Genomic DNA, 13,193 nt, shown 5'->3' with positions numbered 1-13,193 from the left:
CCCGTCGGGGAGCCGGAGGTGAGGAAATGGAGTGGGTCAGGTGCGCAGGATGGGATACCGGCTGGTCGCGGCCGGTGCGTGTGCAGCGATGGGGTTGACCGTCGCCGGGTGTGGCAGCAGCGATACGGCCAAGCACGATCAGCATGTGCTGCTGTTGTCGATCGACGGCATGCATCAGTCGGATCTGTCCGACTATGTGGCGGCGCATCAGGATTCGGCGCTGGCCAAGCTGGTCGCGCGTGGCGCGCAGTACACCAACGCGCAGGTGCTGACCCCCGCCGACTCCTTCCCGGGCACCATGGCGATGATCACCGGCGGCAGTCCCAAGACCACCGGCGTCTACTACGACGACACCTGGGCTCGTGACCTGCTGCCCGCCGGTACGAAGGACTGCGCGACCGCCAAGAAGGGCGCGCAGGTTCCGCTGACCGAGGAGATCGACAAGAAGACCGAGGATCTCGACGGCGGTCAGGGCCTTTCCGGTCTCCCCGACGGCATCGCGGCGATGACCGACGATCCCAGCAGCGTGCTGGATCCGGCCAAGCTGCCGGTGGATCCGGTTACCTGCAAGCCGATTTCACCGTCGGACTACCTGAAGGTGAACACGATCTTCTCGGTCGTGCACGACGCCGGTCAGCGCACCGCCTGGTCGGACAAGCACCCGGCCTACCAGATCATGAACGGTAAGGGCGGCCGCTCGATCGACGACCTGTTCACCCCGGAGATCGACAGCAACTCGCCCAAGGGTGACGCCTGGACCAAGGATTCGGACCAGACCAAGCGATACGACACCTACAAGGCCGACGCGATCGTCAACGAGATCAACGGCAAGGATCACTCCGGCGCCAAGCAGGTCGGTGTGCCCGCGGTGTTCGGCATGAACTTCCAGGACGTGTCGGTCACGCAGAAGCTGCCCGCGTCCAAGGGTTACGGCGCCGACGGCAAGCCTGGTGCGCTGTTGACCGGTGCGCTGGACTTCGTGGATCAGCAGATCGGCCGCTTCGTCGCCGCCATCGACAAGGCCGGGCTGACCGACAAGACCACCATCGTGCTGACCGCCAAGCACGGGCAGTCGCCGATCAAGCCGGACGCGCTGACCCGCGTGGACGACAAGCCGATCATCGACGGCATCAACAAGGAGTGGGCGGCCACCCACCCGGCCACCCCCAAGCTGATCGCGCACTCGATCGACGACGCCGCCATCCTGTGGTGGCTGGCCGACCGCTCGCCCGAGGCCGTCGCCTTCGCGAAGCGAAAGCTGCTGGAAGCCAACGGCACCGGCACCGACATCGCCGGCAATCCGAAGCCCTACACCGCCTCCGGTGTGGACACCGCCCAGGTGTACGCGGGCGCGGACGCGGTGAAGTTCTTCGGCACCACCGCCGATGACACCCGGGTCCCGGACCTGTTCGCGGGCACCAACGGCACGGTCTACACCGCGGGCAAGTCCAAGATCGCCGAGCACGGCGGTTCCAGCCCCGAGGACCGCCACGTCCCGCTGCTGGTCGTCGGCTCCGGCATCTCGAAGCACGATGTGACCGACCAGGTTTCGCTGACCCAGGTGGCCCCCACCGTCCTGGATCGCCTCGGCCTGGACCCCCAGAAACTCGACGCCGTGAAATCCGAACACACGGCGGCCCTGCCGAGCTAAAGGGGTCCTACTAGATCAGGGAGCTCTCAGCGTGGAAATCTGTCCGATTCCACGCGGTGAGAGCTCCCTGATCTTTTTTCAGCGGTTTACGACTGGAAGCGGTAGCCCATTCCGGCCTCGGTGAGCAGGTGTTTCGGCTGTGACGGGTCGTCTTCGAGTTTGCGGCGCAACTGGGCGAGATACACACGCAGGTAATGGGTTTCGGTGGCGTAGGACGGGCCCCAGACCTCGCGCAGCAGTTCGCGGCGGCCCACAAGTTTGCCCTTGTTGCGGACCAGCATCTCCAGCACGCCCCATTCGGTGGGGGTCAGGTGGACGTCGTGGCCGTGGCGGGTGACCTTCTTAGCGGTGAGATCCACTGTGAAGGAACCGGTTTCGATGATCGGTTCGGCGGCGTCGGCGGTATTGGCGGAGCGGCGCACGGCCGCGCGCAGCCGGGCCAGCAGCTCGTCCATGCCGAACGGCTTGGTGACGTAGTCGTCGGCACCGGCGTCGAGGGCCTCCACCTTGTCGGAGGAGTCGGTGCGGGCCGAGAGCACGATCACCGGTGCGGGGGACCAGCCGCGCAGTCCCGCAAGCACTTCGATGCCGTCCATATCGGGCAGCCCGAGGTCGAGGATGATGACGTCGGGGTGCTTCTCGGCCGCGGCACGCAGGGCCGCCGCGCCATTGGACGCGGTGGTCACCTCGTAGCCGCGCACCGACAGATTGATGCGCAGGGCGCGCAGGATCTGTGGTTCGTCATCGACCACCAGCACTCTGGTCGGCGCTGCCGCCGCGTTCGTCACCCGTTCTCCTCTGCTGCGCCCGCGGGGTCGTCCCCGGCGGGCAGATCGATCACCATTGTCAGTCCGCCGCCGGGGGTGGGCTCCGCATGCACGGTGCCGTCCATGGCGTCCACGAAGCCGCGGACCACCGACAGACCCAGTCCCACACCGGTGGAGTTGTCGCGGTCGCCGAGCCGCTGGAACGGCTCGAAAAGCTGGTCCTCGAGGCCCGTCGGAACACCCGGACCCGTATCGACCACGGTAACCGCCACCCGTTTGCCGACCTGTTCGGCGGCCACCCGCACCACCGAATCGCGGGGGGAGTAGCGGGCGGCATTGTCGATCAGGTTGGCCAGGACTCGTTCCAGCAGGCCCGGATCGGCGCGCACCGAGACGGCGTCCACATCCACTTTCACCCGGTCCATGGTGGTGCGGCGCATGCCGCGGGTGCCCATGCCCATGAGCGCGTGATGCACCACCTCGTCCAGGTACACCTTGCGCACCTGCGGTTTGATCACCCCGACCGCCAGCCGCGAGGAGTCCAGCAGATTGCCGACCAGGGCGGTCAGCTGATCCACGGATTCCTCGATGGTTTCCAGCAATTCGGCGGTGTCCTCCGGGGAGAACTCGACATCGTCGCTGCGCAGGCTGGAGGCGGCCGCCTTGGCCGCGGCCAGCGGGGTGCGCAGGTCGTGACTCACCGCGGAGAGCAGGGCGCGGCGCAGCTTGTCGGCCTCCATGACCGCCTGCGCAGCGCTGGCCTCCTCCTGCAGCTGGGTCTGATGCACGAGTCCGGCTGCCTGATTCGCGACCGCGCCCAGTACCAGGCGGTCCCCGGAGGTCACGGGACGCCCGCGCAGTAGCAGCCAGTGCATGTCATCGCCTGCCTCCAATGCGGTCAGGGAGTCGTCGACCTTGGTCGGCGGGTTCTCGCCCGCCGAGGCGACCACCTTGTCGTCGGCGATCAGGCTGACCGCCTCCTGTCCCCAGGTCTCGCGGGCGCGCTCGAGCAGATCCTGCAGATCCGCGCCGTGCAGCACCGAGCCCGCGAACAGGGCGAGCAGTTCGGCCTGCCGGGAAGCCTTGCGCGCCTCCCGGGTTCGCTTGGCCGCCACATCCACCAGGGCCGCCACCGCGACGGCCACGGCCAGCAGCACCACGATGGTGAGGAAGTTGTCCAGTTGCGCGATGGTCAGGCTGTAGCGCGGTTCGGTGAAGAACCAGTTCAGCAGGATGCCCGACAGAATCGCCGACAGCGCGGCCGGGGCCACACCGCCCAGCAGCGCGACCGCGAGCACGCCGATGAAGAACAGGGCGCTCTCCCCGCTGAGGTCCAGCAGGCGGTCGAGCCAGAAGTAGATGACGGCGCAGATCACCGAGGGCACCAGGAAGGCCGCCGACCAGGACCCGATCTTGCGTTCGCCGCGGGTCAGCGAGGACCACCGGAATCCGCCGCCCTTGTTGGATTCCTCGTGGGTCACCATGTGCACGTCGATCTTGCCGGACTCCTGCACGACCTGTGCGCCGATGCCCTCGTCGAGCATGCGCGCCCACCGCGACCGTCGGGAGGTGCCCAGCACCAACTGGGTGGCATTGACCTGGCGCGCGAAATCCAGCAGCGCGCTGGGGACGTCCTCGCCGGTGACCGTGTGCAGGCTGGCGTCGAGGCCGGTGGCCAGGTCGCGCAGGCGTCCCAGCCGCTGCTGGGACACCCCGGCCAGGCCGTCACCGCGCACGATGTGCAGCACGATCAGCTCGGCGCTGGACTTGGCGGCGATGCGGCTGGCGCGGCGCACGATGGTCTCGGACTCCGGGCCGCCGGTCACCGCCACCACCACGCGTTCGCGGGCCTCCCAGGTTTTGGTGATTTTGTGGTCCTCGCGGTATTTGGCGAGGGCGGCGTCCACCTGATCGGCCAGCCACAGCAGCGCCAGTTCGCGCAACGCGGTCAGATTGCCGGGGCGGAAGTAGTTGCGCAGGGCCGCATCCACCTTCTCGGCGGCATAGACGTTGCCGTGGGACATTCTGCGCCGCAACGCCTCCGGCGTGATGTCGACCAGCTCCACCTGATCGGCGGAGCGAACCACCCAGTCCGGCACGGTCTCTCGCTGCACGATGCCGGTGATCTGCTCGACCACGTCGTTGAGACTCTCGAGGTGCTGCACATTGACCGTGGACACCACATCGATGCCCGCGTCCAGCAACTCCTGCACGTCCTGCCAGCGCTTCTCGTTCTTGCTGCCCGGCACGTTGGTGTGCGCCAGTTCGTCGACCAGCACCACGGCCGGTCGTCGGCGCAGCACCGCCTCGACATCCAGTTCGGGCATGCTCGTGCCGCGGTATTCGATCATTCGGGGCGGGATCCGCTCGATCCCGCCCAGGGCCTCGGCGGTCTTGCTGCGGCCGTGGGTCTCCACGATGGCGGCGACCACGTCACGTCCGCGTTCGAGCCGTCGATGCGCCTCCGACAGCATCGAATAGGTCTTCCCCACGCCGGGGGCCGCGCCGAGGTAGATCCGTAGTTGACCGCGTTTCACTCGTCCATCATCGCGCGAGGTGCGCGGATGCCCTGCTGCGCCGTGCGGACGCGTGCGCGAGTCCCTTCGGCGGTGGCCAGGACGCGCAGTACGAGCGCACATCCGACGAATCCGAAGATCACCATCAGGGTGACGGCGAGATGCGGCACGGCTTCTCCTTACATATCTGCCCGGGTATATGTCCGGCCGCGTTCGAAAGGGGCGCGGCCGGACTCTCCACTCATACCTGCTGCGCAGGTCAAGTCACCGATCCTGACGGTTTCTTTACGCCCGTGTCTCGCGATGTTGACGGCATTGGCGCACCCGGTGACAGCAGGGTCAGGTGAGGGTGTCGCTCAGGTGCGCCAGGAGGGCGGCGCGTTGGCCGGCGACGTCGGCGGTGGCCGCGCCGATGGTGTCGGTGATGTCGGCGGCGGCCTGCCAGGGTGGGCGGGCGGTGATGGCTTCCGACAGCCACAGGCCGGTGAGGGTGCCGTCGCCGGCGACCTGTGCGGTGATGGTGCCGTCGGGGCTGGTGGCGCGGCCGGTCAGCCGGGCCAGGCCGTCGGAGGCGAGGGTGAGGGCTTCGAGCTGGTCGGCGACCTGCGCGATCAGGGCTTGCATATCGGCGCTCACAGGGCACGCACCCAGGTGTGGGGAACGTCGTCGGCGGTCGGGGCGTCGAGGCGTTCGAGTTCGGCGGCAACGGTTTCGGGGTCGGGCAGGCCGAGGCGGTCGAGCAGGACCGGGGCCAGCCCGATGCCGGCGAGGGTTTCGCGGCGGCGGGCGCGGGCGAGCAGGGTCGAGCGTTGGGCCAGGCGCACGATCTCGGCGGCCAGGGCGCCCGCGCCGTGCGCGTAGTCGCCGCTCTGGAACTGCAAATCGGTCACGATGCCCTGATCAGTGCAGGTCACCGTGACGGTGCCGGCCGGGCTGCTGCTGGTCGCGATCGCCACCAGATCGGTGCTCGCTGGCTCGCTCATGAGGATGGGCCTCGATTTCGATGGAGATGGTGGTCGACAGCTCGATCGAGGACGTGACCTCGATCTCGTGATACGTGGTCTCGGTTTCGATGCGCCCCATGGCGATTGCGGTGGTCTCGCCGCCGAGCACGGGCTCGGCGGCCGCCATCGGCCCCCACAGGGCGGCCGCGCGCTCGGGGGCTCCCCAGAGCGTCGTGGCCTGACCGGGCCGTGCCGCCGGGGCCTCGTCTAGGTCGAGAATGCTGCGCGCCGGGCCGTAGTCCTCCTCGGCGGGGTCGGGCTCGGGCGTGGGGGCCGGTGGGGGAGTGGGGCCGGTCGGCAGGGTCGGGCCCGCGAATCCGCGCAGGCCGCCGAACAAGTCGGACATGAGGGCTCCTAGGGGGTGTTCGGGGGCGACGTCACGCCCGCCTGGCCGTCGCGGGGATGTCCGGTGGGAGCGGGCGAGATCGGGGTGACGCCCGCCTGGCCGTCCCGCGCAAGTCCCGGGGCCGGGATCGAGGTGACGCCCGCCTGACCGTCGCGGGGTTGTTGGATGTCGTTGCCGGGCTTGGGGTCTGCCGTGATCGGCGGTACGGGTGCGCCGCCGTGACCGGGGTCGGGAACCGGGCTGGGGTCTGGGATGGCGCTGTAGTCGGGAAGGGGGCTGGGGTCGGGAACAGCGCCGGGGTCGGGCACGCTCGCGCTGGGCGGGATGGATTGCGGTGGCGCGCTGGGGGATTGATCCGGTGTGAGGGGCGTTGTATCGGCCGGGGCCGGAGTCGCTCCGTCGGGCTGCGGAGAAGTGCCGCCCGCCAACGCATCCGTGAGCGCGGTTTCCGCCTGCTGGATGCCGGTGGTGATGGCCTGGGTCGCCGCGGACAGCGCATTCTGGATGGCCTGCTGGGCGGCCAGCAGCGGATCGGTTTGCACCGGTGGGGAATTGGTGTCGGCATCCGGCGCGCTGCCGTCGCCGCCGCCGGTGTCGTCCGGCGGATCGGTCTCGGCCGGGGTGTCGGCGGCCGGGACGGCACTCGGGTCCGGTACCGCGCCCGAGTCCGGCACGGTGCTCGACTTCGGGTGGGCCACCACCAGGGTCGGATTCTGCTCGTTCGCACCGGCGTCGGGTTTCGTGTCGGCCGAGACCGCGAGCCCCGGCTGTCCACTGGCGGGTACCGCGAGTCCGGGCTGGCCCGGCGTGGCGCCGGGGGTGCTCACCTGTGGCTGGTCCTGTTTGAGCTGGTAGGTCAGGGCGTCCATTTCGCCATCGGCGGCCTTCACCACGCTCACCCCGCTCTGCAGGTGGTCGGCGGCCAGGGTGACCACCGCGTCCAGATCGGCCTGGGAGCGTGCGGAATTCACCAGCGGCGTCGCCTGGGTGCGGAAGTTCGAGATCAGCGAGTCGAGGGCGGCGGCGGCCTTGTCGCGGACCCCGTAGGCAGAGGTCAGCAAGGGTGAGAAGGCCGGTGCCACCTCGGAGAGCGCCGCGACCTCACCGCCGGTCTTCTCGAGCACCGGTACGGCCGCGGCCGCGGTGTCGGTCGCCGCGAGCGGCGTGATCCCGAGGCGGTGGGTGTCGTCGGAGGCGCGGATCGCCTGCGGCACCGCCGACATCGCCGACAGCCCGGCGTCATCCGGCCGGGTGCCGTCGCCGAGGCTGCTGCGGAGTTTCACCAGCGGCGCGACCAGCGCCGTGACCAGCGCGGGTTCGCTCGTGTCCGGTTGGTTTCCGGTCTGCAAATCGTTGTCCCCCTGTCGGTTTCGCGTGGTCCCGGCCTAGGCCCGGATTTCGTCCGTGCCTGGAATTGTGCCCGCGATCTGCTCGGCGGACTCGGTATCGACGGCGCCGAGCACCCGGCCCCACCCGGTGACGGCCTGGCTGTAGCCGTCGGTGACCGCGGCCGCGGTGCCGAGCTGCCCGGAGTGGTCGCCCCACGCCTGGTTCCAGGCCGCGGCGAATTCCGCGCCGAGCAGGCCCAGCCCGGACAGATCCAGCCCGGCCACGGTGGCGGCGTGGTCGCGCGCGGTGCTCAGCAGTGAGGCGGCCCGGTCGGCGGCGGTGGTGTAGGCCGCTGCCGCCGGGTAGTCCCACACCACGCGATCACGGTTGTTCTCCATGCGTGTGTCGTCCTCTCTCACTGTGCTTTCCGGATTTCGGTGATCAGCACCCGCCCGCCCGTGGCGGTGGTGGTGATGGTCTGCGCCCATTGCTGTGGCGTCGGGTCGGTCGGATATTGCTCGGACAAGGTGACATTCCAGGTGTCGCTGGCGGAGCGGGTGATGTGCACGCAGTATTTCGTGTCCACCGGCATCGAATCGATCCCGGCCTGAATGGTTTCCGCGGTGGGCACCTGCGCGTCGGCGGTCACCCACTCGCGGGCTCGCGCGCCGGATCTGTCGCTGTAGTAGGCCCATTCGAAGCCGAGGATCGCGCCCGGACCGGTCGCCGGGTCGCCGGGACCGGCCCCGGTGACCGCGTCGCCGGTGATGGTGGTGAAGCATCCGGCGGTGGCATGCGGGTAGCTGTCGATCGGCGGTGCGGTCGCGATGGCGCTGGTGACGGCGGCCTGGCCCTCTCCGGACAGGGTTTGCGTGCCGGCCGGTGCGCCGTGGCGGCTGTTGGCCACGATCACCAGTGCGATCGAGACGGCCATGGCCGCCAACATGATCACCGCCGACTTCGGGATGCGTCGGCGCTCGCGGGGCGCGCGGTGACGGGACTCGAGGACCGCACGGAGATGATCGTCCGGGGTGGGTCGGCGCTCGGGCTTCCCGGCGGAATGGCGCTTTCGGGGCTGGGCGCGGTCGGTGGGTTTCGGCAAAGTCGCAGCTCCCCCTCGAATCGGTACGCCCACAAGACCGTAACGCGATCATCGGGTTGCGCGCTACGGCTCGACGACAGTCTAAACAGACCAAATGGTACGAAATCTCGCACTATAAGGATGCCGACCCTAAGCTGACCCTCGTGAATTCCGGGCGGTCAATCGTCGACGGGCGTTTCGAGTTGATCGAACCACTCGGTAGCGGCGGCATGGGCACGGTGTGGCGGGCCTATGACGTCGCGCTGCATCGTGAGGTGGCACTGAAAGAGGTGCGCGCCGAGGGTGCGGACGGCACTTCGGCGGAGGTGCAGCGCGAGCGTGTGCTGCGCGAGGCGCGGGCGTTGGCCCGGATCAGTCACCCGAATGTGGTGGCCATTCACCACATCGTGGACACGCCCGCCGAGAAGCATCCGTGGATCGTGATGGAGCTGGTCGCGGGCGGATCGCTCGGGGACCGGCTGACCGAGGGGCTCATGTCGCCCGAGCAGGCGGCCTGGGTCGGACGCGGGATCCTGGCCGGGCTGCGCGCGGCGCACGCCGTGGGTGTACTGCATCGCGATGTGAAGCCGCCGAATGTGCTGCTGCGCATCGACGGTTCGCCGGTGCTGACCGACTTCGGCATCGCCGCGGTGAACGATCTGACCGGGCTGACCTCCACCGGCAACGTGGTCGGGTCGCTGCCGTACGTCGCCCCGGAACGACTACAGGGCCACGAAGGCAACCCGGCCTCCGATCTCTGGTCGCTGGGCCTGGTGATGTTCGCGGCCGTCGAGGGCTACCAGCCCATGCGTCGCGACACCGACGTGGCCACCCTGGCGGCGGTGCTGCAGGGCGCGGTCCCGCAGCCCCGGCAGGCCGGCGCGCTGACCCCGGTACTGCAGGCGCTGCTGGTCCCCGATCCGGGCCGGCGCCCGCCCGCCGACCAGATCGACCGCATGCTCGCGCAGGTGACCGGGACCGGCCCGGCCCCGGTGGAACCGCTTGCCTACCCGCCGTCTTCGGGTTCGCACCCGACGGTGACCTCGCCGCAGGACTTCACGCCTCCGCCCCGGGACCTCCGGCCCACCGCGCAATGGAATTCCAGCCCGACGCCGCAGCCGACCGGATTCCCTGCGCCGGCCCCGTTCCCGCTGATCCCGCCGGATTCGATCACCCCTGCACCACAGGGCAATTCGCGCCTGTGGATCGTCGCCGGTGTCGCGGCCGTGCTCGCCGTCGCGGTGGTCGCGGGCATCGCTCTGTGGCCGAATTCGTCCGGGGGACAGGGGAATTCGGCTCGGCCGAGCGCCCCCGGTCTGCCGCCGGGCGTGACCATCGGGCCGGGCGTGACCATCGGGCCGGGGGTGACCATCGGCCCCGGGCCGACGACCACCGCCGCCGCCCCCGCCGTCGACCTGCTCACCCCCGACGGCATGCGCACCGCCGTCGCAGCCCTCGAAAAGGTCTCCGGTGGAAAACAATTCACCGAGACCACCATCTATCCCGGATATGTGATCACGGGTGCGCCGGTGCCGAACCAGCCCAACCACTACGACAAGTTCAGCTACCGCGACGGCACCGCCAAGCGCGACGGCGTCGGCGGCCAGCTCACCGACCCCACCCTCGACCTCAGCTCCATCAACTGGGATATCCTCCCCAACCTCCTGGCCACCGCCGCACAGCAACTGAAGGTTCCCAACCCGACGACGCGCTACATCATCGTCGACACCGCGGGCACATTCAGCGACGGTCAGCCCGTCCTGCGCGTCTACCTCACCACCGAATACGACGACGGCGGTTACGTTTCCGCGAGCCTGGACGGGACGATCCTGCGGACCTACGTGCGCTAGACCGGGCTGTCGGGCCAGGGTAGAGGCTGTCAGGCCACGGTCGAGGACGGTCCGGCCAGTCGGGTGCGTTCCCGGTGCGCCTTCTGGCGGCAGGCCGGCGAGCAGTAGCGGGCGCGGCGGCCGCTGCCCGAGCGGGACAGCGCGGTGCCGCACATGTGGCAGCCGTCGCGATCCTCGGCGTGGAGTTCACCGGTGCCGGTGACGGCGTTGAGGATGGCGGTCGAAGTTCGGTCGGCGCGTAGGGAATCCAGGATGAGGGCGGCGGTCCGGCCGATGGGCTCGGATTGTCCGGGCAGCCGCTGGGCGGCCACGCACGCAGTGAAGATGCCGAACACGTCGGCGACCGAGATGTCGTCGCGCACCGCGCCGTCGTGCTGGGCGGCGGCCAGCAGCAGGGTCAGGCCCTGATGGAACCGCGTGCCCGCGCCTCGTACGCGGGTGCGCGGCCAGCCGTCGCCCTGGGCCAGCAGATCGCAGAGAGTTTCCTCGGCGGGTGCGGAGGAGATCACTTCGATGCAGAAATCGAAGAACGCCATGCCCGGATCGCGATGCCCGAGGTGATCGGCGGCCAGTGCGTTGAGCCGGTCGATCCGTTGTTCCAGAACGGCTTCCAGCAGTCCGGCCTTCGTCGGGAAGCAGCGGTGCACGGTCCCGGCGCCCACGCCCGCCCGCCGCGCGATCTCGGCCAGCGACACGGAGGTGCCCTGCTCGGCGAACGCCCGCTGGGCCGCGTCCAGAATGCGGACATAGGTGGCCCGCGTCTCGGCCCGGGATGCGAGTCGCGGCACGGTGGATGTGCGGGTCTGTCGAATTGGCATCGCGGGAGCCGGACTTCCTGTGTTCTCGAAGGTCTTGCCTCCCCGATGCTCTCACGCGTCCCCGGGTGCGGCCACCCGGGACGCGCAACACCATTCGGCTATCTGGTTGCACCCGTGACGAATTCGGAATTTCGTTACGTCTGCTGTATCGCCGCCATGCCGTTTCGTAACGTCGCGAACCAGTCCGTGAATGCTGGATGACCTGCGAGAAGGTCGCATTCGGCACTCGTTGGTGACTTTCGCGGTGACGATCGTTGCGCACGGCGCTTTTCGGTGGACAACACGGTCCGTATGGTCCGAAAAAGGTTGATGGATACCGAATTTCATTGAATGGGGAATGGTGGAGCAGATGAGCGGCCAGGCCGAACGGAGTCCGTGGACGACCTTGGGGGCGCTATGTTTCGGGTTCTTCATGCTGCTGGCCGACATGACCATTGTGGCGGTGGCGAATCCGGCGATCATGGCCGAATTGCATACCGGGGTTTCGACCGTCGTGTGGGTGACGAGCGCGTATCTGCTCGCCTACGCGGTGCCGTTGCTGGTGACCGGGCGGCTCGGGGATCAGTTCGGGCCCAAGGTGATCTATCTGGTGGGGCTGGTCGTGTTCACCCTCGCCTCGCTGGGCTGCGGGCTGTCCAGCAGTATCACGATGCTGATCGTGGCGCGGGCCGTGCAGGGGATCGGGGCTGCGTTGATGACGCCGCAGACCATGGCGGTCATCACCCGGATCTTCCCGGCGGACAAGCGCGGTGCGGCCATGGGTGCGTGGGGTTCGGTGGCGGGGGTGGCCTCGCTGATCGGCCCGATCATCGGCGGTGTGCTGGTGGACGGGCTGGGCTGGAAGTGGATCTTCCTGGTCAATGTGCCGATCGGGGTGCTGGCGTTCGTGCTGGCGGTGATCTACGTGCCGAACCTGCCGACCCATCGGCACCGGTTCGATCTGCCGTCGGTGGCGCTGAGCGTGGGCGGAATGTTCCTGCTGGCCTTCGGAATTCAGCAGGGCAATACCGACGACTGGTCGGCGCGGATCTGGCTGTGCGTCGGTGCGGGTGTGGTGCTGCTGGCGGCATTCCTCGCGGTCCAGGCGCGCGACTCCGGCGAGCCGCTGGTGCCCTTGTCGCTGTTCCGGGACCGCAATTTCGCGCTGAGCACGCTGGCCATGACCGCCATGGGCGTGGCCACCACCGCCATGATGCTGCCGGGCTACTTCTATCTGGAGAGCGTGCGCGGCATGAAGCCGACCGCGGCCGCGACGGTGTGGATCGTGATGGCGTTCCTCACCGCGCTGCTCTCGCCGGTGGTCGGCAAGCTGGTCGACCATGTTCATCCCCGGGTGGTGCCGACGGTGGGCTTCGCCGGATTCGCGGTCGGCATCGCCTGGTTCGGTCTGGTGCTGAAGCCGGAGACGCCGCTGTGGCAGCTGCTGCTGCCGCTGGTGTGCATGGGTGCCGCGAACGCGTGCGTGTGGTCGCCGCTGGCGGCCATCGCAACCTACGGGCTACCCATGCATCAGGCCGGGGTCGGCGCGGGCGTCTACAACACCGCGCGGCAGGTGGGTCTGGTGCTCGGTAGCGCGGGCGCCGGTGCGCTGCTTTCCGCGCGGTCGGCGTTCAACGCCGCGCTGTCGCAGTCGATGGTGTTGCCTTCGGCGGTATTGATCATCGGTATCGCCGCATGCCTGTTGCTGGGTCACCGGACTCCTGCCCCATCCCCGGCGGCCCCGGCACAGGAGACGGCGGACGCGTTGGGCTGAACCTGCCCCCGCGTCGCCGCGGCCCCGGAGAGCACCTGCTCTCCGGGGCCTTTTCGTTGTTCACGACCGTGCCGGACG

The 13,193-nt window shown here is 69.1% G+C and carries 13 protein-coding genes; 3 read left to right on the top strand and 10 right to left on the bottom strand.

The genetic code is table 11. The features are described from left to right. Positions 1-49 precede the first annotated feature (49 nt). Positions 50-1,651, top strand: a complete 1,602-nt coding sequence (locus tag ACFXHA_RS36785) for an alkaline phosphatase family protein (protein WP_379364829.1) — start codon at positions 50-52, stop codon at positions 1,649-1,651. Between the two features lie 86 nt (positions 1,652-1,737). Here the strand turns inward: ACFXHA_RS36785 and ACFXHA_RS36780 are convergent, their stop codons facing one another. From ACFXHA_RS36780 to ACFXHA_RS36740, 9 genes are all read right to left on the bottom strand, one after another. Beyond that, entirely contained in the window at positions 1,738-2,439 is a 702-nt protein-coding gene (locus ACFXHA_RS36780; RefSeq protein ID WP_379364519.1) for a response regulator, read from the bottom strand. Next, positions 2,436-4,955 carry an ATP-binding protein gene (locus ACFXHA_RS36775; protein ID WP_379364517.1) on the bottom strand — a complete coding sequence of 840 codons (2,520 nt, stop codon included), beginning with the start codon at positions 4,953-4,955 and terminating at the stop codon, positions 2,436-2,438. The genes ACFXHA_RS36780 and ACFXHA_RS36775 overlap by 4 nt, the downstream gene beginning before the upstream one ends. Then, the gene (locus ACFXHA_RS36770) at positions 4,952-5,104 is read right to left on the bottom strand and encodes a hypothetical protein (protein ID WP_379364515.1); all 153 of its coding nucleotides are present in this window, start codon (positions 5,102-5,104) and stop codon (positions 4,952-4,954) included. The genes ACFXHA_RS36775 and ACFXHA_RS36770 overlap by 4 nt, the downstream gene beginning before the upstream one ends. A 169-nt stretch (positions 5,105-5,273) precedes the next feature. Continuing rightward, positions 5,274-5,570: a hypothetical protein gene (locus tag ACFXHA_RS36765; RefSeq protein ID WP_379364513.1), complete on the bottom strand. Its 297-nt coding sequence runs from the start codon at positions 5,568-5,570 to the stop codon at positions 5,274-5,276. Next, the gene (locus tag ACFXHA_RS36760) at positions 5,567-5,824 is read right to left on the bottom strand and encodes a hypothetical protein (RefSeq protein WP_379364511.1); all 258 of its coding nucleotides are present in this window, start codon (positions 5,822-5,824) and stop codon (positions 5,567-5,569) included. The genes ACFXHA_RS36765 and ACFXHA_RS36760 overlap by 4 nt, the downstream gene beginning before the upstream one ends. A 10-nt stretch (positions 5,825-5,834) precedes the next feature. Continuing rightward, the gene (locus tag ACFXHA_RS36755; RefSeq protein WP_379364509.1) at positions 5,835-6,284 is read right to left on the bottom strand and encodes a hypothetical protein; all 450 of its coding nucleotides are present in this window, start codon (positions 6,282-6,284) and stop codon (positions 5,835-5,837) included. Between the two features lie 8 nt (positions 6,285-6,292). After that, the gene (locus ACFXHA_RS36750) at positions 6,293-7,633 is read right to left on the bottom strand and encodes a hypothetical protein (RefSeq protein WP_379364507.1); all 1,341 of its coding nucleotides are present in this window, start codon (positions 7,631-7,633) and stop codon (positions 6,293-6,295) included. Positions 7,634-7,669: 36 nt separating this feature from the next. Further along, positions 7,670-8,011: a hypothetical protein gene (locus tag ACFXHA_RS36745; RefSeq protein WP_379364505.1), complete on the bottom strand. Its 342-nt coding sequence runs from the start codon at positions 8,009-8,011 to the stop codon at positions 7,670-7,672. A gap of 17 nt (positions 8,012-8,028) precedes the next feature. Beyond that, a complete protein-coding gene (locus ACFXHA_RS36740) occupies positions 8,029-8,715 on the bottom strand; it encodes a hypothetical protein (protein WP_379364503.1) in 687 nt (228 codons plus the stop codon). A gap of 143 nt (positions 8,716-8,858) precedes the next feature. Here ACFXHA_RS36740 and ACFXHA_RS36735 point away from each other — a divergent pair, with 143 nt between their 5' ends. Next, positions 8,859-10,544, top strand: a complete 1,686-nt coding sequence (locus ACFXHA_RS36735) for a protein kinase (RefSeq protein WP_379364501.1) — start codon at positions 8,859-8,861, stop codon at positions 10,542-10,544. A 29-nt stretch (positions 10,545-10,573) separates the two neighbouring features. Here the strand turns inward: ACFXHA_RS36735 and ACFXHA_RS36730 are convergent, their stop codons facing one another. Further along, positions 10,574-11,362: a TetR/AcrR family transcriptional regulator gene (locus ACFXHA_RS36730; protein ID WP_379364499.1), complete on the bottom strand. Its 789-nt coding sequence runs from the start codon at positions 11,360-11,362 to the stop codon at positions 10,574-10,576. 349 nt (positions 11,363-11,711) lie between these two features. On the opposite strand from ACFXHA_RS36730, the gene ACFXHA_RS36725 reads away from it, so the two are divergent. Further along, the gene (locus ACFXHA_RS36725) at positions 11,712-13,115 is read left to right on the top strand and encodes a DHA2 family efflux MFS transporter permease subunit (RefSeq protein WP_379364497.1); all 1,404 of its coding nucleotides are present in this window, start codon (positions 11,712-11,714) and stop codon (positions 13,113-13,115) included. Positions 13,116-13,193 lie beyond the last annotated feature (78 nt).

It is taken from the genome of Nocardia sp. NPDC059240 (assembly GCF_042753865.1).
Taxonomy (GTDB): domain Bacteria; phylum Actinomycetota; class Actinomycetes; order Mycobacteriales; family Mycobacteriaceae; genus Nocardia.
The sequence above is the reverse complement of the archived record's forward strand: the minus strand, read 5'-3'. Positions and strand labels throughout refer to the sequence as shown.

Excerpts from the sequence above, each read along its gene's own strand:
- ACFXHA_RS36745 (WP_379364505.1), bottom strand. The coding sequence starts at position 8,011 with ATGGAGAACAACCGTGATCGCGTGGTGTGGGACTACCCGGCGGCAGCG.
- ACFXHA_RS36755 (WP_379364509.1), bottom strand. The coding sequence starts at position 6,284 with ATGTCCGACTTGTTCGGCGGCCTGCGCGGATTCGCGGGCCCGACCCTG.
- ACFXHA_RS36725 (WP_379364497.1), top strand. The coding sequence starts at position 11,712 with ATGAGCGGCCAGGCCGAACGGAGTCCGTGGACGACCTTGGGGGCGCTA.
- ACFXHA_RS36730 (WP_379364499.1), bottom strand. The coding sequence starts at position 11,362 with ATGCCAATTCGACAGACCCGCACATCCACCGTGCCGCGACTCGCATCC.
- ACFXHA_RS36785 (WP_379364829.1), top strand. The coding sequence starts at position 50 with ATGGGATACCGGCTGGTCGCGGCCGGTGCGTGTGCAGCGATGGGGTTG.